Raw genomic sequence first — 23,146 nt, forward strand, 5'->3', positions numbered from 1 at the left:
CTTACTCCGTCGGTGCCAGCGACTTGAGTACGCTGGCACCCGCAACCACTACCTGCATGCCAGGACGCAGGCCCTTTGCACTGACCACGGCACGCCCGCCATCGCTGCCGAGCGGTACGACCACCAGCCCGCGATAGCCGGTCTCATCGAGGAGATACAGCACCTGCTGCTCACCATGCGGGAGCAGGGCCGATGCCGGCACCTCCACCGCATCCTCCGGCGGCGGCAGGGACAGCGCCACTTCGAACTGCTGGCCCGGGACCAACGCACCCGCGTGTTCTGCGCGCGCACGCACGCGCAGGCTCTGGCTCAGCGCGTCGGTATCCGCCCCCACCGCCACCACAGTGGCGACGCCCCCATCGGGCAGGTGCACGGCAAGGCCGGGCCGCAACGTACTGTGCAGGCCGATGGGCGAGGTGAACACGATATCCAGTTCGGTACTCCCGGCCATCACGAATGCCGGGGCCATCGCCTCCATCGCTTGTCCCGGCCTGACGCCGCGCCGAAGGATGCGGCCGGCTTGAGGAGCCAGGATGTCGTATTCGCCAGGCATGCCTTCGGCGGGGCGACGCAACTGGGACAACATGGCGCTGGCCTCCGTCACGCTCGCTGACGCCGCCGCAGAACGCGCCTCGCTCTCGATCCTGCGCGCCGCCGGAATGATGCCCTCTTTGGCCAACAATGCATCCCGGCGGGCCTGCTCCTTCGCTGCGCCCGATTCGGCACGGACACGCGCCAACTCGCCCTGCAAGGCGATGAAGTCCCGGCTCTGCACCCGCAACAACGGCTGTCCGCGCCGCACCTGTTCGCCTTCATCCACAAGCACGCGCGTGACCACGCCGGCAAACGGAACGGTGACCTGGGTAGTGGTCGCGAGCGGCGACATCGCCTCCGCGGGCAGCCCCGTCACCGGCACGTCCGTCGCGGCGCGACTGCGTTCTGTCCTGATGCCAAGATTGCGTTCCTGTTGACGGGTCAACCGGACCCGTCCCTGCGCATCGGTGGAGACCGGTGTTTCGCTCGTCGGGGCATCCGCGCCCTGCGGCCACAGCCACCACGCCAATAACGCTCCAGCAACGGCTGCGATGGCTACCCAATGCGGTGCGCGCGGATGCATGTACGCCATTCCTCTGATCAGTGACCGCCTATGCTGCCCGGGCAAACTTGGGCAATGCTTAAAGACGGCATCCGCGCGTGCGGCGCGACGAGAAGGCACCACGCGGCCAGGACACGGCGCAAGCGAACGACGGCTTCTACAGCGCGGGAAGCGGCCCCAGCGTGGCAACGACCTCACCTTGCTCCAGTGCAAACACCAGCTGCAGGCCCAGGGCGCTGGCGAGCGCCTGCGAAAGCGCCAGGCCCAGTCCAGCATGATGGCGGTCTGCGTCGCGGTCTCCGCCCCGCCAGTAACGCTCGCCGAAACGCACAACGTCCTCGGCACGCACTTCGGCTGCCGCATTCGATACACACACCCGGTAGCCATCGGCGTCCAGCCGCAGCTGCACCTGCACCGGTTTCGCGGGATCGCCGTACTCACGCGCGTTGTGCAGCAAGTTGGCCAGAATCCGTTCCAGCATGCCGGTGTCCGAGTGCACCCATGCGCTTGGCGGTCCTTGCAACTGCACCGGCGGCAGTCCTGCCCACGGGACTGCGCTGGCTTCGATCAACTGACGCAACAGCATCGAGAGGTCCAGCGGATCGGGTTCGGGCGACTCCAGTCCGGATTCCCAACGAGAAAGCGCCAGCAATGCATGGATGCTGCGTTCCATGCGGGCATTCGCGCACAAGGCGGCCTCCATTCCCTTCCGCAATGCCGGCGCGTCGCCTTCGCGTAGCGCGTGTTCGACGGCGAGACGGACCTCCGCCACCGGCGTGCGCAACTCATGGGCCACGTGGCGCGAGAACCGGCGCTCCCGCTCGAGCGCCTGGTGAGAACGCTCCAATGCATCCCGCACCGCGCGCGCGTACGACTGCATCTCACGCGGCAGATGGTCGACGTGAAGCTGGGCCGCCTGCTCGGGCGACATCGCCGCCAACCTGCGGCCCTCTTCCGTCATGGTGCGGAACGCATGCCTTACCAGCAGCAGACACATGGCCACGGCCAGCAGGATGGCAAGCACGATGCCGCCCGCCATGATTCCATGCATCCGCCGCTCGGTGCGGTCCCAACTTTCGCGTTCGGTTGCCAACACCAGCCACCCGCCTCTGGACAGCGGCAGGGCCAACGCGCGCCCGCGGTGTCCGTCGGGCAGCACCGTATCGTAATGAAGGCTGGCGCCGGCGCGCCGCGGCAATGGCACCGCACCGCCCGCACTGTTCCCCGACTTGGTCTGCAGCCGGCCGCTTCCGTCGTAGATCGCAAAGAATTCCGTATGTCCGGCCAGGTCGTAAGCGGCGAGCAAGGTATCCAGGTCCGCAGGGCCGCGCCGTTGCAGTTGAACCGAGAAGGCGTCCGCCCGCGCTGCGAGAAACTGATCCAGCCGCTGGTACATCGCCAGGTCCAGCAGCAGGTCGAGTGCGATGAAGAGCATGCCGAGCAGCAGGCCGATGCCAAGCGTCAGACGCCACAGCAGGCGCCGCTGCAGCGAGGGCGGGGAATCGGCCTCAGGGGATGACATAGCCGAATCCGCGGCGCGTCTCGATGACATCCGGCGCCCCTGCCTTGGCCAGTTTGCCGCGCAGCGTGCTGAGGATGACCTCGACCACCTTGTCGGAGGCCTCGCTCTGGCTGTCGTAGAGCCGATCGAAGATCTGAGCCCGTGTCAGCAGATGGCCCCGCTCCCGCAACAGCAGCGCCATCAGGGCGTATTCCTTGGGCGTGAAATGGAGGTCCTGCCCCCTCCATGACGCACGGCGCGAACGCAGTTCGAGCTCCAGTTCACCCAATGCAAGCCGCGTCTCCCCACCTTCGCGCGGGCGTCGCGCCAGCGCCCGCAGGCGGGCCAGCAACTCATCCAGCGCAAACGGCTTGACAAGATAGTCGTCGGCGCCGGCATCCAGCGCCATCACGCGATCGACCACCTGGTCGCGCGCGGACAACATCAGCACGCGCGTCTGCGCACCCCTTTCCCGCAGCTCCCGCAGAATATCGATGCCTTCGCGACGCGGGAGCATCCAGTCCAGCACCAGGATGTCGTAGTCGTACTGGGCGGTGTAGGCCGCCGCGCTGACCCCATCCCCGGCGTGATCGCAGGCGTATCCTTCGCGTGCCAGGCTGGCATACAACGCATCTGCCAGCGTCGGCGAGTCTTCAACGATGAGAATGCGCATGCCCTCGCCCAACCATTTTCTTGGGGCGCGCACCCATGGCAGTCCGCGTCCGTGAGGCCCCCAGGGATTTGCCGGCCCGATCCGATTGTGCGCCAGCCGATCGCCGGAAAGATAGGCAACGCAGCGGCGCGGCGGCGGTGTCTCGCCCCCGTCGCGGCCCGCCTCCGGCAGTGCCATGCGCCGCTCGCCCTGCGCGCAGGACCCGTCCACGGCACCGGACAGCGGCAAAGGACGCGACCGAGCGCCCTCGGCAGGCCGGGGCTGCAGAGCTGGGCTGGGGCTGGGCCACACTCGGATGCCGGGAGGGAACAGAAGGTCCCATGACACGTTTCCGCAGGGAGAGACGACAGCATGCACACTCATGCTTGGGAAGCGCTTTGGACGCAGGAATTCGATCTGGACCGGGATCTGGCGCGGCGCGCGGCCAACCTGGCAGGGCCCATTGCCAGGCTCCTGCGCGTGGGAGCCCGTCACAGGCCTGCAGAGAGGATCGATGCCAGATGGGCGGTGCTCCTAGCCTGGAGATCGAGGGCGCAATGCCGGACCACGCCCGACGGGACGTTCGAAGCTGCGACACTACCGCATCCGGATGTGGAACACCCTCATGCACGCCCTGCGCAACCTCCTCCTCAACACCGACAGCTACAAGGCCAGCCACTGGCTGCAGTATCCGCCGGGGACCGATGCCACGTTCTTCTACGTGGAATCGCGCGGCGGCATCCATGACCGCACCGTATTCTTCGGCCTTCAGGCCACCCTGAAGGAATACCTCGCCACGCCCGTCACGCACGCCGATGTGGATGAGGCGCGCGATGTGTTCGCCGCGCATGGCGAGCCGTTCAACGAAGCCGGCTGGCGCGACATCGTCGACCGCCACGGCGGCCACCTGCCGATCCGCATCCGCGCCGTACCGGAGGGCACCGTGGTGCCCACGCACGAAGCGCTGATGACCATCGAGTCGACCGATCCAAAGGCGTTCTGGGCGCCGTCGTACCTGGAGACGATGCTGCTGCGCATCTGGTACCCCATCACCGTGGCGACCATCAGCTGGCATGCGAAGCAGACGATCCGCCAGTTCCTGGAACGCACCAGCGACGACCCGGAAGGCCAGCTGCCCTTCAAGCTGCACGACTTCGGCGCACGCGGCGTGTCCAGCCTGGAGTCGGCCGCCCTCGGCGGCGCCGCGCACCTGGTCAACTTCATGGGCACCGACACCGTCTCCGGCCTGTTGCTGGCGAAGGCGCACTATCACGAACCGATGGCCGGCTTCTCCATTCCGGCCGCCGAGCACAGCACCATCACCAGCTGGGGCCGCGACAACGAGGTAGAGGCCTACCGCAACATGCTGCGGCAGTTCGCCAGGCCGGGGGCGATCGTGGCAGTGGTGTCGGACAGCTACGACATCTTCCATGCCATCCGCCAGCACTGGGGCACCACGCTGAAGCAGGAGGTGATCGATTCCGGCGCGACCGTCGTGATCCGTCCCGATTCGGGCGATCCCGTCGCCGTGGTCCACCAGTGCCTGGACCTGCTGGACGAGGCCTTCGGCCATACCGTCAACGGCAAGGGCTACAAGGTGTTGAACCACGTGCGCCTGATCCAGGGCGACGGCATCAACCCCAGCAGCATCCGCGCCATCCTGGAGCGCATCACCAGCGCCGGCTACGCCACCGACAACCTGGCCTTCGGCATGGGCGGCGCACTGCTGCAGCGTCTGGACCGCGACACCCAGAAGTTCGCACTCAAGTGCTCCGCCGCGCGCGTCGACGGCGAATGGATCGACGTGTACAAGGACCCGGTGACCGACAAGGGCAAGCAGAGCAAGCGCGGCCGCATGACCCTGCTGCGCCATCGCGAGTACGGCGGCTTCCGCACGGTGCCCGTGCCCGCCTACGCCGCCTCGCTGGACGATGTCGAAAGGCCAGCCGGTTACGACGACGCCATGGTCACCGTCTGGGAAGACGGGCGCCTGCTGCGCGACTGGACCTTCGCCGAGATCCGTGCGCGCGCCGACGCGGCACGTCTCTAGCGCGTCATCCCTGCGGCACGCCGGTCATGTCGGGCAGGCGGTGCGCCACGCCCTTGTGGCAGTCGATGCAGGTCTTCTTGCCGGTGCCCAGCCACAGCTTGTGCACCTGCGCGGCGCGCGAGCCCTGGCGGGTGAGGTCCATCGAGTCGTAGTCGTGGCAGTTGCGGCATTCCAGCGAGTCGTTGGCCTTCAGCCGGTTCCATTCGTGCGTGGCCAGGATCAGGCGCTCGTCCAGGAACTTCTCGCGCGTGTTGATGGTGCCGAAGATCTTCCCCCACACCTCCTTCGAGGCCTGCATCTTGCGTGCGATCTTGTCCGTCCAGTTGTGCGGCACGTGGCAGTCCGGGCAGGTCGCGCGCACGCCGGAGCGGTTGCTGTAGTGGATGGTGGTCTTCAGTTCCTCGAAGACGTTGTCCTGCATTTCGTGGCAGCTGGTGCAGAACGCCTCGGTGTTGGTGGCCTCCAGCGCCGTGTTGAATCCGCCCCAGAACAGGATGCCGGCGATGAATCCGGCCACCGTCAGGAAGCCCAGGCTGTAGTGTCGGCTGGGCAGTCGCAGGGTGCGCCACAGGTCCAGTATCCGCGCCTTGGTCCGTGACCACATGGGCTACTCCTTCGCCGTCGGCGGCGACAGCACGCTGTCGATGTCGCGGAACTGGTTGGCCACCAGCACCGGCGCGTCGGTCTGCACCACGTGGCACTGGTTGCAGAAATAGCGGCGCGGCGAGATGGTCGCCAGGAACTGGTCGTCGCGGTCCATGTAATGGGTCACGCTGACCGGCGGCGCCTGGAAGGTGGACGCATTGGCGCGCGCGTGGCACAGCATGCAGCGGTTGCTGTTCCGGTCGACCTGGTAACCGTCGATCGTGTGCGGGATGGTCGGCGGCTGCATGGGGTAGGCGCGCGCACGTTTGAGGTCGGCGTTCTCCACGGGCGCCAGCGGCGGCGGGTGCCCTTCCTGGTCCACCGGCACGCCCCGGCGCAGCGCATCGATCTGTCCCGCGCCGGGGATGAACACCGCGCGCGCCTCCACCGGCACGGGTGCGGTGTCCGCCACGGCGTCCACGTGCTTCGGCCGGCCTACCAGCCAGCCCGCCACGAACACCAGCGCCATCAGCACGCCTGTCAGCGCCACCGCGATCCACAGCTGCTTGTTCTGCATGGCGAGCCTCCTAGGCGGCGACGACCTTGACCGCGCACTTCTTGTAGTCGGTCTGCTTGGAAATCGGATCGGTGGCGTCCAGGGTGACCTTGTTGATCAGCTGGCCCGCGTCGAACCACGGCACGAACACCACCCCGCGCGGCATGCGGTTGCGCCCGCGCGTCTCCACCCGCGAGCGCATCTCGCCGCGGCGCGACGCCACGATGATCTCGTCGCCGCGCTTGAGTCCGCGGTCCTTCGCGTCGTCCGGATTCATGAACACCACCGCGGCGGGGAACGCCTTGTACAGCTCGGGCACGCGCATCGTCATCGAACCCGAATGCCAGTGCTCCAGCACGCGCCCGGTGACCAGCCACAGGTCGAAGTCGTCGTCGGGCGATTCCGCCGGCGGTTCGTACGGCAGCGCCCAGATCACCGCCTTGCCGTCCTTGTTGCCGTAGAACTCGAAACCGCTCCCCGCTTTCACGTAAGGATCGGCGCCTTCGCGATAGCGCCACCGCGTCTCCTTGCCCTTCACCACCGGCCAGCGCAGGCCGCGCGCCTTGTGGTAGTCGTCAAACGGCGCCAGGTCGTGGCCATGGCCGCGACCGAAGGCGGCGTATTCCTCGAACAGGCCCTTGTGGACATAGAAGCCGAACAGCGCCGATTCGTCGTTGGCGTAACCGGGTTCGATGTCGGAAGTCGGAAACCTGTCCACGTTGCCGTTGCGGTACAGCACGTCGAACAGGGTCTTGCCCTTGAACTGCGGGTTGGCCGCCAGCAGCTCGGCCGGCCAGCACTCGTCGGTGGTGAAGCGCCTGGAGAACTCCATCAGCTGCCACAGGTCCGAGCGCGCTTCGCCGGGCGCATTCACCAGCTGGTGCCAGAACTGCGTGCGGCGCTCGGCATTGCCATAGGCGCCCTCCTTCTCCACCCACATCGCCGCGGGCAGGATCAGGTCCGCCGCCTGCGCCGTCACCGTGGGATAGGCATCGGAGACGACGATGAAGTTGTCCGGATTGCGGTACCCCGGCCACGTCTCCTCACGCAGGTTCGCCGCCGCCTGCATGTTGTTGTTGACCATCACCCAGTACGCATTGAGCTTGCCGTCCTTCAGCGCGCGGTTCTGCTCCACGGCGTGGTAGCCCACCTTCGGATTGATGGTGCCGTGCGGGATCTTCCAGATCTCCTCGGCATGCTTGCGGTGCTCGGGATTGGTCACCACCATGTCCGCCGGCAGGCGGTGGCTGAAAGTGCCCACCTCGCGCGCCGTGCCGCACGCCGACGGCTGCCCGGTCAGCGAGAACGGGCTGTTGCCGGGGGTGGCGATCTTCCCGGTCAGCAGGTGGATGTTGTAGACCATGTTGTTGGCCCACACGCCGCGCGTGTGCTGGTTGAAGCCCATGGTCCAGAACGACATCACCTTCGTCTTCGGGTCGGCGTACAGCTCGGCCAGCTGCTCCAGCCATCCGCGCTCCGCGCCCGTCATCTCGACGGCCTTCTCCAGCGTGTACGGCGCGACGAAGGCGGCGAACTCCTCGTAGCCGATCGGCTGCCCACCGTTGGGGTCCTTGGCATGCTTCGCCTTCACCTCCAGCGGATGCTCCGGGCGCAGGCCGTAGCCGATGTCGTCGTTGCCGCGCTTGAAGGTGGTGTGCCTGTCGACGAACGCCTTGTTGACCTTGCCGGTGCGGATGATGTGGTTGGCGATGTAGTTGAGGATCACCAGGTCGGTCTGCGGCTTGAAGATGATCGGGATGTCGGCCAGTTCGAAGCTGCGGTGCTCGAACGTGGACATCACCGCCACCTTCACGTGCGGATGCGACAGCCGGCGGTCGGTCACCCGCGTCCACAGGATCGGATGCATCTCGGCCATGTTCGAACCCCACAGCACGAACGCATCGGCCGCCTCGATGTCGTCGTAGCAGCCCATCGGCTCGTCCATGCCGAAGGTGCGCATGAAGCCCGCCACCGCCGAGGCCATGCAGTGGCGCGCGTTGGGGTCGATGTGGTTGCTGCGGAACCCGGCCTTCATCAGCTTGTTGGCCGCGTAGCCTTCGAAGATCGTCCACTGGCCGGAACCGAACATGCCGATGGCGTCGCTGCCCTTGTCCTTGAGCACGCGCTTGAACTGCGCGGCCATCACGTCGAAGGCCTCGTCCCAGCTCACCGCGGTGAAGTCGCCGTCCTTGGCGTAGGCGCCGTTCTTCTTTCGCAGCAGCGGCTGGGTCAGGCGGTCGGCGCCGTACAGGATCTTGGAGAGGAAGTAGCCCTTCACGCAGTTGATGCCGCGATTGACCTCGGCGTGCACGTCGCCGTGCGTGGCCACCACGCGCCCCTCCTTCACCGCCACGTTCACGCCGCAGCCGGTGCCGCAGTAGCGGCAGGGTGCCTTGTCCCATTTCAGCGTGGTCAGGTCGCCTTCGGTGACGACGTTGCTGCCGGTGCCGGTCAGCGGCAGGCCGGCCGCGGCGGCCGCCGTGGCCAGCGCGCTGTGGCGGATGAATTCACGACGTGTGCTCATGGGCATCTCCGGTCGCGGACAGGATGGACAGGGGAGGCAGTGCCTCGTCGAGCGCGTGCGCGGGCTCGGCGTGGTGGTAGACCAGCAGCACGTTCAGCACGCCCGGCACGGCCTGCAGCTGGTCCACACGCGCCATCACCGCGTGGCGGTCGGCGGATTCGCAGATGACCACGCTGCGCGTGCCGCTGGCGAGCGCCAGGTCGAGGTCGGCGTGTTCGCGGATCATCGCCGCCAGTGCGTCGGCCGCGGTTTCGCGGTGCTGGACGACGAAGCTGGCGATGTGGACTTCGGCATCGGGAGCGGGTGCGTTCAAGCGACGGCCTCCATGGCGGGTGCGTGATGCAGGGCGATGGCGTCCACGGGACAGGGAACGACGCAGGCGCCGCAGCCCGTGCATGTTTCGGGATCGACCGTGGCGGCGCCGCGCGCGCCGGGCGGCACGCGGATCGCGGATGCGGGGCACACCTCGCGGCAGCTGGCGCAGACCACGCCCTGCGCCGACAGGCAGGTGTCGGAGACGCCAGCCACGAGCGTCCACGGCGGATCGCGCGCGGGCTCGAACGCACCGCTGCCGCACGCGGCCACGCAGTCGCCGCAGAACGTGCACTCGCCCGCGCGCGCCTCGAAGCGCGGCAGGCCATCGGCGTCGCGCAACAGCACCTGCTCGGGGCAGGCGCGCACGCAGGCATCGCAGCGCGTGCACGCGGCGAGGAATTCAGGTTCTGACTTCGACCACGGCGGTCGGCATGCGGCAGGTGGCGGCGTGGCCGGCACACGACCGAACAGCAGGGCACGACGGGAAGGAGAGCGGATGTCGTCCATCGCTCAGGGCCCGGTCGGCGGCCCGGCGAACAGCAGTTGCCACATCCACACCAGGAAGCCGTAGCCGGCGACGAACAGGATCGCCATCAGAGGGAACACGACCAGCGTCAGCAGCAGGAACGCCAGGCGCTCCTGCTGTCTGCTTGCAACGGCTGTTCCTGCGCCCTGCTCCATGATGCCTACCTTGTGGGTAGGTATTGGGTGCGACGGTGCTGCGGACGCAGGCTATCACATTAATGTGACGCGTCCGACCCGCTCATCCGCTGCGGGCCTGGGTCGCCGATTGCTGCAGTGCGATCCAGTCTTCCGGCGTGTTGCAGTTGCGCAATGCCCGATCGAAGTGCGTAGCAGGCAGATGCTGCGTGTCGATGCCCTGCTGCAGGGCCCGCAGCGAGCGCTCCCGGCCTGCGCGCGCGCCCATGGCATGCATCAGCGCGCGCATGCCGTCGTCCACGCGCAGCATCATCGGCAGGGGATGGCCTTCCACGCAGGCGCATGCCGCATCCGCCGCCCGCAACGCATGCAACAGGTCGGTGGACAGCAACGGCATGTCCACGGGCACGACGATCCATGTCCCGTCGGTCAGACGCGATGCGAGCTGTGAGAGCGCCCCCATCGGTCCGGTATCGCGCGTCGCGTCGGGCACGCCGCCCATGTCAGGGCGGTCCCCGCTGACGACCACCTCGACCGCGCCCGCGTCGATGAGCATGCCGCGCATGTGCGTCAACAACGTGCCGTTCCCCCACGGCAGCAAGGCCTTGTCCGTGCCCATGCGCGAGGAACGCCCACCTGCCAGCAGCACCGCACGCCATGCGGGCGATGTCTGGCTCATGCCGGCATCCAGGCGGGCGACTGCAGATGGCTCAGGCCATGCACCTGCACGCGCGTGCCGGCGGCGACGTCGCCGAGATCGGACGGCAACGTGATCCACGCCGTCGCCTGCGAGAACGGCAACAGGCGGAACGATGCCTGCGCCTGCGCCACGTGCGCATGCAGGCGACCGTCGCGGTCGCAGCGCAGCGTGCCGTGCAGGACGGCATGCAGTCCTGCGCGCGAGCGGCAGTCGTCGGCCAGCGGCAGCCAGCACGGCGTTTCCGGCGGCAGGCCCAGCCAGGCGCGCAGCAGCGGCTCCACCAGGAAACGCAAGCCCACCGCCGTGGACAGCGGATTGCCCGGCAGGCCGACGAACATCGCGCCTTCGCGCAGGCGCGCAGCCAGCACGGGCTTGCCCGGACGCAGCGCCACCCCATGGAACAGCGTCTCGGCGCCGCGCGCCTGCAGCGCGGACGGCACGAAGTCGTAGCACCCTTTCGACACCGCACCCGTGCTGAGCACCAGGTCCGCGCCCTCGGCCAGCGCGGCGTCCACCGCGGCCTGGAAGACCGGGACCTCGTCGCCGACGCGCCGCACGAAGACCGGTTCCGCACCTGCCGCGACGAGCGCGGCACGCAGATAGGGCGAGGTCGCATCGTGGATGCCGCCCGGCGGCAGCGGCGTGCCTGCTGCCACGATCTCGCCACCGGTCGCCAGCACGGCCACGCGCGGACGCCGTGCCACCCGGATGCGCTCGATACCCAGCCCGGCGACCAGCATCACGGCGGCCGGATCCAGCACGTGCCCTGCGGGCAGCACGCACTGCCCGGGCTGCACGTCTTCGCCGCAGCGACGGATGTTCGCGCCCACCGCCACGTCTCCCTGCACGCGTATGCGCGAAGCGCCCGACGTGGCGGCAGGCAAGGCCTCTATCCGCTCCACCGGCACCACCGTGTCGGCGCGCGCCGGCAACGGTGCTCCGGTCATGATCTCCCAGGCGGACGCGTCGTCCTGCGGCGCGGGCTGTCCGGCGGCGATGCGCGCGCCGATCTCCCACTCCTGCGCCGTGGCATCCGGCCGTCCGGCCGCGACCAGCGCAACGCCATCCAGCGCCGCGTTGTCGAAAGGCGGCAGCGCCACCGGGCTGACCACCTCGTGGGCAAGCACGCGACCGATGGCATCGCCGGGGGCACAGGGCTGCACGCCCAGCCGGTCCGCGCCGCCGCACAGCCGCTCCACCGCTTCCCGGTAACCGATCACCCTGTCCCCTCGCCGACAACGCCCGGCCCAGCCTAGTGCCGGCCGCGGGCCTTTGCCAGCCGCCGCCATACCTTCACGTGACTGAACCTGCGACCGCAAGCCGCAGCCGATTGACCCATATCAAGGACAGTCGCGTGGTGCGGGCCTAGGCTGCACCCATGGCCAACCTGTCCTCCCTGTTCGATCCCGACCTGCTGCGGCGCTACGACACGCCGGGGCCGCGCTACACCTCGTATCCCACGGCGCCGCAGTTCTCGCCCGGCTTCGACGAGAGCGACCTGCGCGCCATGGCGGCGACCAGCAACGGCGACCCCATCCCGCGGCCGCTGTCGCTGTACCTGCACATCCCGTTCTGCACCAGCCCGTGCTTCTACTGCGGCTGCAACCGCATCATCACCCGCGACACGGCGCGCGGCGCGGCCTACCTGACGCGGCTGTACCGCGAAGTGGCGATGGCCTCGGCGCTGTTCGACCGCGACCGCGACGTGGAGCAGGTGCACTTCGGCGGCGGCACGCCCAACTTCCTGACCCCGGCGCAGATCACCGAAGTGATGGACGTGCTGCGGCGGCACTTCTCCTTCGCCGCACCGGCGCGGCTGGACTGTTCGATCGAACTGGATCCGCGCTTCATCACCCCGGACGACGTCGGCGCGCTCGCCGCCGCCGGCTTCAACCGCGCCAGTCTGGGCGTGCAGGATTTCGACCCCGAAGTGCAGCGCGCGGTCAACCGCATCCAGAGCGTGGAGCAGACGCTGGCGATCATCGACGCCTGCCGCACCCATGGCCTGCAGTCGGTGAACGTGGACCTGATCTACGGCCTGCCGAAGCAGAGCCTTGAGGGCTTCTCGCGCACGCTCGACATCACCCTGGAGGCGCGCCCCGACCGCCTGGCGATCTACAGCTACGCGCATCTGCCGTCGATGTTCCGCCCGCAGCAGCGCATCAACGCCGAGGACCTGCCTTCGCCCGAGGTCAAGCTGGGCCTGCTGCAGTGCGCGATCGACAAGCTGGGCGAAGCCGGCTACATCTACATCGGCATGGACCACTTCGCCCTGCCCGGCGACAGCCTGGCGCAGGCGCAGCAACGCGGCGACCTGCACCGCAACTTCATGGGCTACACCACCCACGCCGAGAGCGACCTGGTGGGCTTGGGCGTGAGCGCCATCAGCCACATCGGCCCGAGCTTCAGCCAGAACCCGCGCGACCTGGGCAGCTGGGAACAGGCCATCGACCAGGGCCGCCTGCCCGTGTGGCGCGGCATGCGGCTGGAGGAAGACGACGTGATCCGCGCCGACGTGATCCAGCAGCTGATGTGCCACGGCACGCTGGACTACCGCGATCTGGGCCGCCGGCATGTGATCGAGTTCACGACTTACTTCGCCGATGCCCTGCAGCGGCTGCGCCCGCTGCAGGACGACGGACTGGTGGAACTGCGCCCGGACGGATTGCAGGCCACCTCGCGCGGACGGATGCTGTTGCGTATCATCGCCATGTGCTTCGACCGCTACCTGCCCACCGCTGCAGCCTCGACGCCTCGCTTCTCGCGCACCGTCTGACCACTCCGGGAGTGTCCGCATGAGCTCGCCGCTGGTTTTCCCGCGCACGGACGCGAGCATCGTCGCCGACGACGGCGATGCGCTGAGCTTCTGCTCCACCTGCGCGTTCTCGCAGGCCTGCCTGTCCGAGGGCATGGACAAGCGGGCGCTGATGGACCTGCATGTGCTGGTCGAACACGTCGGCCCGCTGCGCGCCGGCGAACACGTGTTCCGCGAGGGCGATCCGTTCGGCGCCATCGCCGCCGTGCGCGCGGGCACGGTGAAGACCTACCAGATCGACCGCAACGGGCACGAGCAGGTGCTCGGCTTCCATCTGCCCGGCGAAGTCATCGGCCTGAACGCGATCCACGGCGACCGCTATCCCTGCAACGCCATCGCCCTGGACACGGTGATGCTGTGCCGCTTCTCGTTCCCGAAGATCGCACTGCTGGCCACGCGCCTGCCCAACCTGCAGCAGCACCTGTTCAAGCTGATGAGCCGCGACATCGGCGTGGCCTCGCTGTTCGCCCGCGACAACACCGCCGACGAGCGCATGGCCGCGTTCCTGATCGGCCTGTCGCGCCGGCTGGCCGCGCGCGGATTCTCGCCGCGCCGGTTCCAGCTGACCATGGCGCGTACCGACATCGCCAACTACCTGCGCCAGGCGCCGGAAACCGTCAGCCGCGTGCTGCGCCGTTTCGAGCAGGACGGCCTGCTGCACATCAAGCAGCGCGACGTCGAGATCCTCGACCTGCCGCGCCTGGAAGCCCTCGCGTTGGCCGTGCTGCGGGATTGATCGCGGGTTGCCCCGGCGCGTTTCGCGCGCCCATCCCCTTTATCGCGACACCCACGACACGGCGATGGTGTGCCGAGGCACACCCTACGTGGCTGCGGGATTGAGGGCGGCGGATCCCCTGTAGGAGCGACGTCAGTCGCGACCGCACGGCCAAACAGTCGAACAAGCCGATCGTTCGCCAGTCGGGCGCGCTGCGCGCATTCTTCACCTTGAATACCCAAGGTATTTCGGGGCGCGGTCGCGACTCACGTCGCTCCTACAGAGAGCACACCGTCCGATCCGCTCCCCGCTTGACCTGCGTCATGGAGCCCCCGTGCCGGGGCGCCGATGATGCGGCCGTTTCCCGAGGAGAGCCGCATCATGAATTCGACACGCAAGTTGTGGGTGGGGTTGGCAGCCCTGCTCATGGCGTCGTTCGCCGTCCTGCTATGGGTCGGCAGCGAGACCTACCGCCAGGCGCCACCCATGCCCGAACAGGTGGTCACCACCGACGGCAAGGTGGTCTACACCCGCCAGGACATCGAGACCGGCCGCCAGGTCTGGCAGTCGATCGGCGGCCAGCAGCTGGGCTCCATCTGGGGCCACGGCGGTTACGTGGCGCCCGACTGGGGCGCGGACTGGCTGCACCGCGAAGCGGAGGCGATCCTCGACCTGTGGGCCAAGCGCGACACCGGCGCGGACAGCTACAAGACGCTGGACGAAGCCACGCAGGCGGCCTACGCCAAGCGCGTGCAGTCGCTGTTGCGGCCCAACACCTACGACGCCGCCACCGGCACGATCACGGTCGACGCCGACCGCGCGCAGGCCATGGCCCAGGTCGCCGACCACTATCAGCGCCTGTTCGGCCACGACCCTTCCACCGCCGAGCTGCGCGAGGCCTATGCCATGCGCAACGACACCGTGGCCGATGCCGAACACCGTCGCCAGCTGACCGCGTTCTACTGGTGGGCATCGTGGGCGTCGGTCACCGAGCGCCCCGGTTCGGAGATCACCTACACGGCCAACTGGCCGCATGACGAACTGGTCGGCAACACGCCGGCGTCCAACCTGCTCATCTGGACGGTGTTCAGCGTGCTGTTCCTGATCGCCGGCATCGGCCTGCTGGGCTGGCACTACGCCACCAGCCACGGCGAGGAAATGGTGCCGGTGCTGCCGAAGAAGGACCCGCTGGCCGCCATCAAGGTGACGCCCTCGATGCGCGCCACCGCCAAGTACTTCTGGGTGGTGATCGCGCTGTTCCTGGTGCAGATCCTGCTGGGCGCGACCACTGCGCACTACCAGGTCGAAGGCCAGGAAGCCTATGGTTTCGCGCTCGCCGAAATCCTGCCCTACTCGCTCACGCGCACCTGGCATACCCAACTGGCGGTGCTGTGGATCGCGACCGCCTGGCTGGGCATGGGCCTGTACATCGCCCCGGCGATCTCCGGACACGAGCCGAAGTTCCAGCGCCTGGGGGTGAACTTCCTGTGGGCGTGCCTGTTGATCATCGTGGTCGGTTCCTTCACCGGCCAGTGGCTGGCGGTGATGCAGAAGCTGGGGCTGGCCAGGAACTTCTGGTTCGGCCACCAGGGCTGGGAATACGTGGACCTGGGCCGCTTCTGGCAGTGGTTCCTCTTCGTCGGCCTGCTGTTGTGGCTGACCCTGGTGGGACGCGCGCTGTGGCCGGCGATCCGCAAGGGCGATGATTCGCGTTCGATCGTGGGCCTGCTGTTCCTGTCGGTGGTGTGCATCGGCCTGTTCTACGCGGCCGGCCTGATGTGGGGCGAGCACACGCACCTGTCGATGGTCGAGTACTGGCGCTGGTGGGTCGTGCACCTGTGGGTGGAAGGCTTCTTCGAGGTGTTCGCGGTGGCGGTGATCGCCTTCCTGTTCACCCGCCTGGGCCTGCTGCAGGTCCGCAGCGCGACGCTCACGGTGCTGTTCGCCACCATCGTGTTCATGGCCGGCGGCGTGCTGGGCACGCTGCACCACCTGTACTTCACCGGCACCACGCCGTCGGTGATCGCCCTGGGTGCGAGCTTCTCCGCGCTAGAAGTGGTGCCGCTGGCCTATGTCGGCTTCGAGGCCTACCACAACTACAAGCTGGGCAAGGCGACGCCGTGGATGGCCAAGTACAAGTGGCCGATCATGTTCTTCCTGGCGGTCTCGTTCTGGAACCTGGTGGGTGCAGGCCTGTTCGGCTTCCTGATCAACCCGCCGCTGCCGCTTTACTACATGCAGGGCCTGAACCTGACCGCCAACCATGGCCACACGGCGATGTTCGGCGTGTACGGCATGCTGGGCATCGGCCTGATGCTGTTCTGCCTGCGCGGGCTGAAGCCGGACGTGGCGTGGAACGAGAAGCTGCTGAAGACGGCGTTCTGGGCGCTCAACATCGGCCTGGCCGGCATGGCCGCTTTCACCCTGCTACCGCTGGGCATCCTGCAGCTGATCGCCTCGATCGACCACGGTTACTGGTACGCGCGCTCGGCCGAGTTCATGCAGCAGCCGATCGTGGAGATGCTGGTGTGGATGCGCGTACCGGCCGACACGCTGTTCAGCGTGGGCGCGGTGGCGCTGGCCTGGTTCGTGTTCCGCCTGTGGGTGGCCCCGCGCCGCGAGCCTCTGCCCGCCGCGCAACCGAGCGAAGCCTGACCCTGGAACCGGCATCCGCGGATGGGGATGCCGGGCCACCTGCTGCAGGTTGCAGCCAGAGAGCCGCGCAAGCGGCTCTCTTTTTGTGCGCGGGCGTCAGATTGGAATCCTTCTCCCCGTTCACGGGGAGAAGGTGGCCGAAGGCCGGATGAGGGGCGCCGAAGCTGCAGACCCCTGCGCGTCCGGAAGCTCGCCCGGCGCAAACTCTGCGCAGCGTTTTGCCACTAACATCCACCGAGGCGGCGGACATCGCCGCTTGCTGGCGACTGGTGTTTCCACCTCAAGTGAACCCGATGCAATCGATGGAGCGATCATGGGCTACGAAATCCATATCACCCGCAAGACCGAATGGTTCGACGAAGACGGACCGGAGATATCGCTCGAGGGCTGGAAGGCCTACATCGCATCGGACCCCGAAATGCGGCTGGACGGCTACGCGGAAGCAACCATGGAAAACGGCGACGTTTTCCGCACTGAGCACGACGGCATTGCGGTCTGGACCGCATATTCCGGACATGGCGTCGACGGCAACATGGCCTGGCTCTACCCCGGCTCAGGCGGCATCGTGGCCAAGAATCCGGACAGGGAAATCCTGGCCAAGATGTTCGAGATCGCCCAGGCGCTCGGCGCCCGCGTGGTGGGCGACGAAGGGGAAGAGTACGGGGAGGATGGGGAAATGGCCGAGGCCGCCGAGGCGGTCGAAGAAGCTGCATCGCCCGGCATGAAGCAGGCCAAGCGTCCGTGGTGGAAGATATTCTGATGCGGATAGGCTCACGGGCTGGGCTGAGCAAAGCCCAGTACCCACACCGACTCGACCATGGAGCAAGAATCGTCCCGGCGGATAAAGATCACGCTGTTGGGGCTTGCAGGCTTACCCCAACCTATGCGCTGCATGATCGCGTTCCGACTGCCCGCCATACCATCCATCCACTCGCGGACCTAAAGCCACTGGATGCAAAGCTTTACATCGACGAGATCGACGAAGAGAAATATGTTGGCACTACCAAGAACTACATAAGCAGACTTGAGGAACTGGCGAACGTTTCTCAGTTGATCGCGCTTGTGGAAAGCGTCTTGGATAGCGCCATTCATATGGATCGAGATATGGAACAGTCGATTGGCGCTTTGGACCTCACCCCATGATCGCCCACATCACACCGACGCCGCGCCAACGACTGATCGCGCTCAGCAGGGCCAGTCTCCCCTTTCTCGCCGGTTGCGCAGTGGCGCTGGCCGCGCGCCTCTATTCGCAGCACGCCGCGGACCTCCCCACCTGCGAGCAGTTGCCGTGGATGCGAGTCATGGTGACGATGATGGTAGCGATCTGCACCGGCGGTGCATGGCTGTCCGGCCGCAGCGCCTTCCGAATCTGGCGCTCCGGACAGTATCCCGCCCCCGGCACCGCAGTATTGTTCCGTACCCGCGTGCGTACCGGCCGGTGGGCGCATGCGAATGCATGCGCCTATTTTGTCCTGTCGATTCTGATCGCTGCGTTTCTGGTGGCGCTCCTGAACCTGTTCCTCCTCTCCGAGGCTGGCCTGTTCGTCATCGGGCTGCGTGGCTGCGAACCTTGATCCCGGAACGCGTCGGGGCCACGCTGTCGGCAGCACAGGGAGGAACACCATGAGCATTTTCGAAGCGCTGATCCGCCTGGCATTCCCCGACGAGACGCGTCCGCTCGCGAGTGACTGCTCCGACGTCGCCATCTACCAACGTATCGGCATTCACATCTTTCCCTATTTCGGCGAAGAGGAAACGGTATACGTTGCCGAACTGACGGACGGTGCAGTGCGACAGGCGATCCGTAGCCTCGACTGGGAACAAGGATTCCACCAGGTCATCGTGGTCCGGGAGCCCGGCGTCTCGATGGAAACCAGCGGCAGCCTGCTACCCAACCATGGACTCTCCGTCATCCACGAAGACAGGACGACCAACGCCACCCTAATGGCCAGGGAGGTGCCCGAGACCATCCCCGAGCTGGAGGCCATCCAACTCGCCTTCATCAAGGGCGGCGATGCATGGCGCAGCGTACGCGAGTTCTACGCGATCAAGCGCCGCTGAACCCCCGAACCCTTCCCCCTCACCAAGGACGCGCCATGAAGACAGCATTGCCGAAGCTCCTGCTCGCCCTACCGCTGGTGACGACCTGTGCCGCGCTGGCGGCCCAGGACACGACCACCGCTGCCGACTACGGCAGGACACGCGAACAGGCCATCGAAGTCTGCAAGCCGGATGGCCAGCGTGCCTACCTGGCGCGTCTGGTGTGTCCGGACCAGTCGCATCCGAAGTTCGAACGCCGGGGTAGCGTGGGGCCGCGCAACGATCTGCCGAAGGATCTCCCGCAGGAGCAGATGATGCAGCGACTGCTGGGCGACCGCTTCGCGCCGCTCGCCGACGGCGCGACCGACCATCACATGATCGATGCCTACGCCGTGCAGTGCGGAAAGACCACCCATACGCTGTATCTCGACCTGTACCACTGCCACACGCCAGCACCCGATACGGCACCGGAAGGCTTCACGATCCTGCGCTGATCAATGCGAACACCCACCACAGCACTGCCCCGCCTTGTGACCGCGCGGTTCGCTGTCGCCGGCTTCGGCGTGTTCGCCGACCTCCTTGAGGATGGCGATCACGCGCTCGGTGGGCAGCGTGGTCATCACCATCAGCCTGCCGGTGCCGGCTTCCAGGCTGACTTCGGCCTCCGGGTCCCAGGCGCGCAGGGCCTCGGTCATGGCCTGCTGGCGTTGCGCGGAGGGTGCATGCGTGTGGTCGGACATCGGGCTTCCTGTGGTCTTGGGTGCGCGCTGGCGCGGGTGGCAGGACTGTAGGCGTTCGCCACGCGCACGGCCTTGACCGGAATCAAGGCGACACAGGCATGCGAATCGCGCCCGGCCTGACCCACGTCAAGGCGGTCGCGGGTCTGTGCGGGCACGCTGGTACCCATGAAGATCGACATCGTTCCCCCGCCTCGTCCGCGCGCCGCGCCGCCGCAGGCCGGCCTCTCGCCGGCGTGGCTGGCGCATGCACCGCACCGGCTGATGTTCTTCATCGGCGCCGGCAACGTGTTGCTGGCGATGCTGTGGTGGGCGCTGTGGCTGATGGCCACACGCTGGGGCCTGTGGACGATGCCCGAGACGCCGATCTACGCCGGCTGGCTGCATGCGTTCCTGATGCAGTACCTGGTGCTGCCCAGCTTCATCTTCGGCTTCCTGCTGACCGTGTTCCCGCGCTGGATGGGCATGGCCGACCTGAAGCGCTGGCATTACGTGCCGGTGGGCCTGGGCCTGATGGGCGGACAGCTGGCCATCCTGCTGGGCGTGGCGGGCTGGCAAGCGGGACTGACCGTCGGCCTGTGGATGGCGCTGGCCGGCTGGACCACGGCATTGCTGACGCTGGGCCGGTTGCTCGCGGACGACACCGCCAGGACCTGGCACGCGCGTTCGTGCTTTGCCGGGTTGCTGCTGGGCTGGCTGGGGCTGGTGATGTTCATCGCCTTCGCGCTGGGCGCGTCGCCCACGTGGGCGTTCGCCAGCATCAAGCTCGGTGGCTTCGGCCTGCTGCTGCCGGTGTACGTGACGGTGGCACACCGCATGTTCCCGTTCTTCGCCGGCAACGTGGTGCCGGGTTACGTGCCGTGGCGCTCGCTGCCGTGGCTGGGCGCGGTGTGGGCGCTGCTGATGGCGCATCTGGGCCTGGAACTGGCGCACGCCTACGCCTGGCTGTGGCTGGCCGACGTGCCGCTGCTGCTCCTGACCGCGTGGGCGGTGCATCGCTGGTGGCCGCGCGGGCGCATGCCGGGACTGCTGGCCGTGCTGTTCATCGGCACCGCATGGTTGCCCATCACCTTCCTGCTGTACGGGGTGCAGAGCATCACCTTCCTGACGACGGGCGAGTTCGTGCTGGGACGTGCGCCGATGCATGCGATGTTCATCGGTTTCTTCGGCAGCCTGCTGGTGGCGATGGTCACGCGGGTGACGCAGGGCCATTCCGGACGACCGCTGGAGATGCCGAAGGTGGCGTGGTTCGCCTTCGTCGCGATCCAGGGGGTGGCGGTGATGCGCATCGTGGCCGATGTCGCGCCGGATGCGATGGCGTGGCAGGCCGCCGCCGCCGTGGGCTGGCTGCTGGCGCTGGCGCCGTGGGTCGGGCGCATCGGGGGCATCTACCTGCGTCCGCGTGCGGACGGGAGGCCCGGATGAGCGCCATGATGACCTTCTACCCCGACATCAAGCTGGTCCACATGGGCGCGGCGATGACCAGCGGCACGCTGTTCGCGCTGCGCGCACTCGCGCTGCTGGCCGGCATGCGCTGGCCGCGCGCGGCGGTGGTGCGCTACACCAGCTACACCATCGACACCGTGCTGCTGACCGGCGCGATGATGCTGCTGACGATCCTGCCGGCGGGCATGTTCGCCAACGGCTGGCTGACGGTGAAGATCGCCTTCCTGGCCGCCTACGTGGGGCTGGGCATCGCCGCGTTCCGTCCCGCACGCGGCAACGGTGCGCGCACCGCACTGGTGGTCGCGGCGGCGCTGTGCTTCCTGCAGGTGTACGGCATCGCCCGCGCCCACGATCCGTGGGGCTGGCTGCTGTGGTTTGGGAGTTGAACGCCATGGATACCGCTTTCGATACCGGACTGTTGCCCGAAGCCTTCGCGACCTGCGCCTGCTGCGTGCGCGAATCGCTGGACGCCGCCGGGCTGTCGCTGGACTGCGCGCCCGACCACCAGGACCCGGAGCCGGACGCATGGCACATGCCCTGACCCTGGTGCGGCTGGACGTGCGCGACCTGGCGGCGCCGGAGCCGATGGAGCGCATCCTCGATTGCCTGCGCACCCTGCAGCGCGGTGAGCGCCTGGTGGCGCAGACGCCGCTGTTTCCCGCCCCGCTGCTGCCGATCCTGGACCAGTGGGGATTCGCATACCGGGTGCGCGATACCGAAGCGGGCAACGCCTGCATCGCGATCTGCCACGTCGCCGACCGGCATGTACTGGAGCCCCCGCAGGCGGCATGAGCGGACTGGCGTTCGCGTCGGCGCCGCGGCCGTCGCTGCCGATGCGCTTCCTGATCGCGGCGCTGGCGTGGGGCGCGGCGGCGGGGCTGTGGCTGGCCTGGCAGGGCGAGATCGCGCTGCTGTCGCGCTGGACGCCCGCGACGCTCGTGCTGGTGCACGTGTTCGCGCTGGGCCTGCTGGGCAACGCGATGCTGGGCAGCCTGGTGCAGTTCCTGCCCGTCGCCGCCGGCAGTCCCTTGCCGGGCACGCGTGTCGTGCCGTGGCTGCATGCGGCGTTCAACGCCGGCCTGGCCCTGCTGCTGGCGACGCTCGCCGCGTCGTCGCACGCGCTGGCCCTGCCGGCGGGCGGACTGCTGGGCGGATCGCTGGCGATCTTCGCGCTGCTGGCACTGGCGGCCGTCATTCGCGGCAAAGGCGCACGCGCGGTGCGCGAGGGCATCGGCCTGGCGCTGCTCGCGTTGATCGCGACGGCGGCACTGGGCCTGCTGTTGCTGGCGGCACGCACCGGTTGGCGCGGGCCTGCGGCCGCGGGCATGGTGGACGTGCACGCGGCCTTCGGCGTCATCGGCTGGGTGCTGGGACTGCTGGCCGCCGTGGGCGGAGTGACGCTGCCGATGCTGCAGGGCACGCGCACGCTGCCGGTCCCTGCATTGCGCACCTGGCAGATCGCATCGATGCTGACGCTGGGCATTTCGGTGGCGACGCTGGCGGACGTGGTGCCCGGCAGCGCCTGGCGCCTCGCGGCGTGGCCGCTGGCCGCGTTCGCCCTCACCGTATACGTACTGCAGGCGCGCGCACCGCATCGTCGCAATCCGGTCCTGCGCCGCTTCTGGCAGGCCGGCTGTGCGTGCCTGTTCGCCGCCAGCCTGCTCGCGCTGCGACCCGACGTGCCGCTGGTGCCGCTCGGCGTCCTGGTGCTGGGGGTCGGCCTGCCGCTGCTGGTCGTTGGCATGGCGCTGGAGATCACGGCCTTCCTCACCTGGATCGCGTTGCGCCAGCGCGTACCGCGCGGCGCCCGTGTGCCCGGCGTGGGCAGCCTGTTCGAGGAAGCGGACAGGCGGCGCGCCTTCGTCCTGCATGCCGTCGCGGGCGCATGGCTGGTGGCGGCCGCATTCGCGCCGGCCCTCGCCCGCAGCGCCGGCCTGGCGATCGCGCTCGCCTATGCGGTGAGCCTGCACGGGCAATGGCGCTGCTGGCGGCAGGCGGCGACGTGGCGGCGCGCTGGCGACTGATGTTCCAGCACCGCCCTCGTCCTGGAAGTCTCAACGACGGGCCGTTCGTGGCGAGCCTGTCGAACCACGCGTCGG

26 protein-coding genes are annotated in these 23,146 nt (G+C 68.0%); 14 read left to right on the plus strand and 12 right to left on the minus strand.

Going from position 1 to position 23,146, the window contains the following annotated elements:
• Position 1: 1 nt before the first annotated feature.
• From IAE60_RS01450 to IAE60_RS01460, 3 genes are all read right to left on the minus strand, one after another.
• The gene (locus IAE60_RS01450; protein ID WP_187573587.1) at positions 2-1,117 is read right to left on the minus strand and encodes an efflux RND transporter periplasmic adaptor subunit; all 1,116 of its coding nucleotides are present in this window, start codon (positions 1,115-1,117) and stop codon (positions 2-4) included.
• A 136-nt stretch (positions 1,118-1,253) separates the two neighbouring features.
• Positions 1,254-2,531 carry a sensor histidine kinase gene (locus IAE60_RS01455; protein WP_222937183.1) on the minus strand — a complete coding sequence of 426 codons (1,278 nt, stop codon included), beginning with the start codon at positions 2,529-2,531 and terminating at the stop codon, positions 1,254-1,256.
• A 73-nt stretch (positions 2,532-2,604) separates the two neighbouring features.
• Complete coding sequence (locus IAE60_RS01460) at positions 2,605-3,447, minus strand: response regulator transcription factor (RefSeq protein WP_244966627.1); 843 nt, start codon at positions 3,445-3,447, stop codon at positions 2,605-2,607.
• A 427-nt stretch (positions 3,448-3,874) separates the two neighbouring features.
• On the opposite strand from IAE60_RS01460, the gene IAE60_RS01465 reads away from it, so the two are divergent.
• A complete protein-coding gene (locus IAE60_RS01465) occupies positions 3,875-5,299 on the plus strand; it encodes a nicotinate phosphoribosyltransferase (protein ID WP_187573589.1) in 1,425 nt (474 codons plus the stop codon).
• Between the two features lie 4 nt (positions 5,300-5,303).
• On the opposite strand, the gene IAE60_RS01470 is transcribed toward IAE60_RS01465, so the two are convergent.
• From IAE60_RS01470 to IAE60_RS01505, 8 genes are all read right to left on the minus strand, one after another.
• Positions 5,304-5,903, minus strand: coding sequence for a NapC/NirT family cytochrome c (locus IAE60_RS01470; protein WP_162108199.1), 600 nt, complete (start codon positions 5,901-5,903; stop codon positions 5,304-5,306).
• A 3-nt stretch (positions 5,904-5,906) separates the two neighbouring features.
• The gene (locus IAE60_RS01475; RefSeq protein ID WP_187573590.1) at positions 5,907-6,461 is read right to left on the minus strand and encodes a nitrate reductase cytochrome c-type subunit; all 555 of its coding nucleotides are present in this window, start codon (positions 6,459-6,461) and stop codon (positions 5,907-5,909) included.
• A 10-nt stretch (positions 6,462-6,471) separates the two neighbouring features.
• On the minus strand, positions 6,472-8,964 hold the full coding sequence (napA, locus tag IAE60_RS01480; protein ID WP_244966628.1) for a periplasmic nitrate reductase subunit alpha: 2,493 nt from the start codon (positions 8,962-8,964) through the stop codon (positions 6,472-6,474).
• Positions 8,948-9,277: a chaperone NapD gene (locus IAE60_RS01485; protein WP_244966629.1), complete on the minus strand. Its 330-nt coding sequence runs from the start codon at positions 9,275-9,277 to the stop codon at positions 8,948-8,950. The genes napA and IAE60_RS01485 overlap by 17 nt, the downstream gene beginning before the upstream one ends.
• Positions 9,274-9,786: a ferredoxin-type protein NapF gene (gene napF / locus IAE60_RS01490; RefSeq protein ID WP_187573593.1), complete on the minus strand. Its 513-nt coding sequence runs from the start codon at positions 9,784-9,786 to the stop codon at positions 9,274-9,276. The genes IAE60_RS01485 and napF overlap by 4 nt, the downstream gene beginning before the upstream one ends.
• A 3-nt stretch (positions 9,787-9,789) precedes the next feature.
• Positions 9,790-9,960: a periplasmic nitrate reductase, NapE protein gene (locus tag IAE60_RS01495; RefSeq protein WP_187573594.1), complete on the minus strand. Its 171-nt coding sequence runs from the start codon at positions 9,958-9,960 to the stop codon at positions 9,790-9,792.
• Between the two features lie 82 nt (positions 9,961-10,042).
• Complete coding sequence (mobA, locus tag IAE60_RS01500) at positions 10,043-10,618, minus strand: molybdenum cofactor guanylyltransferase (RefSeq protein WP_187573595.1); 576 nt, start codon at positions 10,616-10,618, stop codon at positions 10,043-10,045.
• The gene (locus tag IAE60_RS01505) at positions 10,615-11,859 is read right to left on the minus strand and encodes a molybdopterin molybdotransferase MoeA (protein ID WP_187573596.1); all 1,245 of its coding nucleotides are present in this window, start codon (positions 11,857-11,859) and stop codon (positions 10,615-10,617) included. The genes mobA and IAE60_RS01505 overlap by 4 nt, the downstream gene beginning before the upstream one ends.
• 158 nt (positions 11,860-12,017) lie before the next feature.
• Between IAE60_RS01505 and hemN the strand changes: the two genes are divergently transcribed.
• The 8 genes from hemN (at position 12,018) to IAE60_RS01545 (ending at position 19,358) form a co-directional block, all read left to right on the plus strand.
• On the plus strand, positions 12,018-13,415 hold the full coding sequence (gene hemN, locus IAE60_RS01510) for an oxygen-independent coproporphyrinogen III oxidase (RefSeq protein ID WP_187573597.1): 1,398 nt from the start codon (positions 12,018-12,020) through the stop codon (positions 13,413-13,415).
• 19 nt (positions 13,416-13,434) lie between these two features.
• Positions 13,435-14,190: a helix-turn-helix domain-containing protein gene (locus tag IAE60_RS01515; protein WP_185894350.1), complete on the plus strand. Its 756-nt coding sequence runs from the start codon at positions 13,435-13,437 to the stop codon at positions 14,188-14,190.
• 360 nt (positions 14,191-14,550) lie between these two features.
• Positions 14,551-16,824 carry a nitric-oxide reductase large subunit gene (locus IAE60_RS01520; protein ID WP_187573598.1) on the plus strand — a complete coding sequence of 758 codons (2,274 nt, stop codon included), beginning with the start codon at positions 14,551-14,553 and terminating at the stop codon, positions 16,822-16,824.
• Between the two features lie 313 nt (positions 16,825-17,137).
• Positions 17,138-17,584, plus strand: a complete 447-nt coding sequence (locus IAE60_RS01525) for a hypothetical protein (protein WP_187573599.1) — start codon at positions 17,138-17,140, stop codon at positions 17,582-17,584.
• Positions 17,569-17,967 (plus strand): hypothetical protein, encoded by a 399-nt coding sequence (locus tag IAE60_RS01530; protein ID WP_187573600.1) that lies wholly within the window; start codon positions 17,569-17,571, stop codon positions 17,965-17,967. Before IAE60_RS01525 ends, IAE60_RS01530 begins: the two co-directional genes overlap by 16 nt.
• A complete protein-coding gene (locus IAE60_RS01535) occupies positions 17,964-18,398 on the plus strand; it encodes a hypothetical protein (protein WP_187573601.1) in 435 nt (144 codons plus the stop codon). The genes IAE60_RS01530 and IAE60_RS01535 overlap by 4 nt, the downstream gene beginning before the upstream one ends.
• Positions 18,399-18,447: 49 nt before the next feature.
• Entirely contained in the window at positions 18,448-18,885 is a 438-nt protein-coding gene (locus tag IAE60_RS01540; RefSeq protein WP_187573602.1) for a hypothetical protein, read from the plus strand.
• A 35-nt stretch (positions 18,886-18,920) separates the two neighbouring features.
• Positions 18,921-19,358 carry a hypothetical protein gene (locus tag IAE60_RS01545; protein WP_187573603.1) on the plus strand — a complete coding sequence of 146 codons (438 nt, stop codon included), beginning with the start codon at positions 18,921-18,923 and terminating at the stop codon, positions 19,356-19,358.
• On the opposite strand, the gene IAE60_RS01550 is transcribed toward IAE60_RS01545, so the two are convergent.
• The gene (locus IAE60_RS01550) at positions 19,359-19,604 is read right to left on the minus strand and encodes a hypothetical protein (protein WP_187573604.1); all 246 of its coding nucleotides are present in this window, start codon (positions 19,602-19,604) and stop codon (positions 19,359-19,361) included.
• A gap of 165 nt (positions 19,605-19,769) precedes the next feature.
• Here IAE60_RS01550 and IAE60_RS01555 point away from each other — a divergent pair, with 165 nt between their 5' ends.
• Genes IAE60_RS01555 through IAE60_RS01575 form a run of 5 tightly spaced genes read left to right on the plus strand, consistent with a single transcriptional unit; the run spans position 19,770 to position 23,071 of the window.
• On the plus strand, positions 19,770-21,026 hold the full coding sequence (locus tag IAE60_RS01555) for an NnrS family protein (RefSeq protein ID WP_187573605.1): 1,257 nt from the start codon (positions 19,770-19,772) through the stop codon (positions 21,024-21,026).
• Entirely contained in the window at positions 21,023-21,433 is a 411-nt protein-coding gene (locus IAE60_RS01560) for a SirB2 family protein (protein WP_338052603.1), read from the plus strand. The genes IAE60_RS01555 and IAE60_RS01560 overlap by 4 nt, the downstream gene beginning before the upstream one ends.
• A gap of 5 nt (positions 21,434-21,438) precedes the next feature.
• Positions 21,439-21,588, plus strand: a complete 150-nt coding sequence (locus IAE60_RS01565) for a hypothetical protein (protein ID WP_162108212.1) — start codon at positions 21,439-21,441, stop codon at positions 21,586-21,588.
• Positions 21,573-21,839, plus strand: a complete 267-nt coding sequence (locus tag IAE60_RS01570) for a DUF2249 domain-containing protein (protein ID WP_187573606.1) — start codon at positions 21,573-21,575, stop codon at positions 21,837-21,839. The genes IAE60_RS01565 and IAE60_RS01570 overlap by 16 nt, the downstream gene beginning before the upstream one ends.
• Positions 21,836-23,071: a hypothetical protein gene (locus IAE60_RS01575; RefSeq protein ID WP_187573607.1), complete on the plus strand. Its 1,236-nt coding sequence runs from the start codon at positions 21,836-21,838 to the stop codon at positions 23,069-23,071. The genes IAE60_RS01570 and IAE60_RS01575 overlap by 4 nt, the downstream gene beginning before the upstream one ends.
• Positions 23,072-23,146 lie beyond the last annotated feature (75 nt).

It is taken from the genome of Pseudoxanthomonas mexicana, from assembly GCF_014397415.1.
GTDB lineage: Bacteria > Pseudomonadota > Gammaproteobacteria > Xanthomonadales > Xanthomonadaceae > Pseudoxanthomonas_A > Pseudoxanthomonas_A mexicana.

Bases quoted from the DNA above. Each gene is read 5' to 3' on its own strand.
- IAE60_RS01450 (WP_187573587.1), bottom strand. From the start codon at position 1,117: ATGCATCCGCGCGCACCGCATTGGGTAGCCATCGCAGCCGTTGCTGGA.
- IAE60_RS01455 (WP_222937183.1), bottom strand. From the start codon at position 2,531: ATGCTCTTCATCGCACTCGACCTGCTGCTGGACCTGGCGATGTACCAG.
- IAE60_RS01460 (WP_244966627.1), bottom strand. From the start codon at position 3,447: ATGGCACTGCCGGAGGCGGGCCGCGACGGGGGCGAGACACCGCCGCCG.
- IAE60_RS01465 (WP_187573589.1), top strand. From the start codon at position 3,875: ATGCACGCCCTGCGCAACCTCCTCCTCAACACCGACAGCTACAAGGCC.
- IAE60_RS01470 (WP_162108199.1), bottom strand. From the start codon at position 5,903: ATGTGGTCACGGACCAAGGCGCGGATACTGGACCTGTGGCGCACCCTG.
- IAE60_RS01475 (WP_187573590.1), bottom strand. From the start codon at position 6,461: ATGCAGAACAAGCAGCTGTGGATCGCGGTGGCGCTGACAGGCGTGCTG.
- napA (WP_244966628.1), bottom strand. From the start codon at position 8,964: ATGAGCACACGTCGTGAATTCATCCGCCACAGCGCGCTGGCCACGGCG.
- napF (WP_187573593.1), bottom strand. From the start codon at position 9,786: ATGGACGACATCCGCTCTCCTTCCCGTCGTGCCCTGCTGTTCGGTCGT.
- IAE60_RS01495 (WP_187573594.1), bottom strand. From the start codon at position 9,960: ATGGAGCAGGGCGCAGGAACAGCCGTTGCAAGCAGACAGCAGGAGCGC.
- mobA (WP_187573595.1), bottom strand. From the start codon at position 10,618: ATGAGCCAGACATCGCCCGCATGGCGTGCGGTGCTGCTGGCAGGTGGG.
- hemN (WP_187573597.1), top strand. From the start codon at position 12,018: ATGGCCAACCTGTCCTCCCTGTTCGATCCCGACCTGCTGCGGCGCTAC.
- IAE60_RS01515 (WP_185894350.1), top strand. From the start codon at position 13,435: ATGAGCTCGCCGCTGGTTTTCCCGCGCACGGACGCGAGCATCGTCGCC.
- IAE60_RS01520 (WP_187573598.1), top strand. From the start codon at position 14,551: ATGAATTCGACACGCAAGTTGTGGGTGGGGTTGGCAGCCCTGCTCATG.
- IAE60_RS01525 (WP_187573599.1), top strand. From the start codon at position 17,138: ATGGGCTACGAAATCCATATCACCCGCAAGACCGAATGGTTCGACGAA.
- IAE60_RS01535 (WP_187573601.1), top strand. From the start codon at position 17,964: ATGATCGCCCACATCACACCGACGCCGCGCCAACGACTGATCGCGCTC.
- IAE60_RS01540 (WP_187573602.1), top strand. From the start codon at position 18,448: ATGAGCATTTTCGAAGCGCTGATCCGCCTGGCATTCCCCGACGAGACG.
- IAE60_RS01545 (WP_187573603.1), top strand. From the start codon at position 18,921: ATGAAGACAGCATTGCCGAAGCTCCTGCTCGCCCTACCGCTGGTGACG.
- IAE60_RS01550 (WP_187573604.1), bottom strand. From the start codon at position 19,604: ATGTCCGACCACACGCATGCACCCTCCGCGCAACGCCAGCAGGCCATG.
- IAE60_RS01555 (WP_187573605.1), top strand. From the start codon at position 19,770: ATGAAGATCGACATCGTTCCCCCGCCTCGTCCGCGCGCCGCGCCGCCG.
- IAE60_RS01560 (WP_338052603.1), top strand. From the start codon at position 21,023: ATGAGCGCCATGATGACCTTCTACCCCGACATCAAGCTGGTCCACATG.
- IAE60_RS01565 (WP_162108212.1), top strand. From the start codon at position 21,439: ATGGATACCGCTTTCGATACCGGACTGTTGCCCGAAGCCTTCGCGACC.
- IAE60_RS01570 (WP_187573606.1), top strand. From the start codon at position 21,573: ATGGCACATGCCCTGACCCTGGTGCGGCTGGACGTGCGCGACCTGGCG.
- IAE60_RS01575 (WP_187573607.1), top strand. From the start codon at position 21,836: ATGAGCGGACTGGCGTTCGCGTCGGCGCCGCGGCCGTCGCTGCCGATG.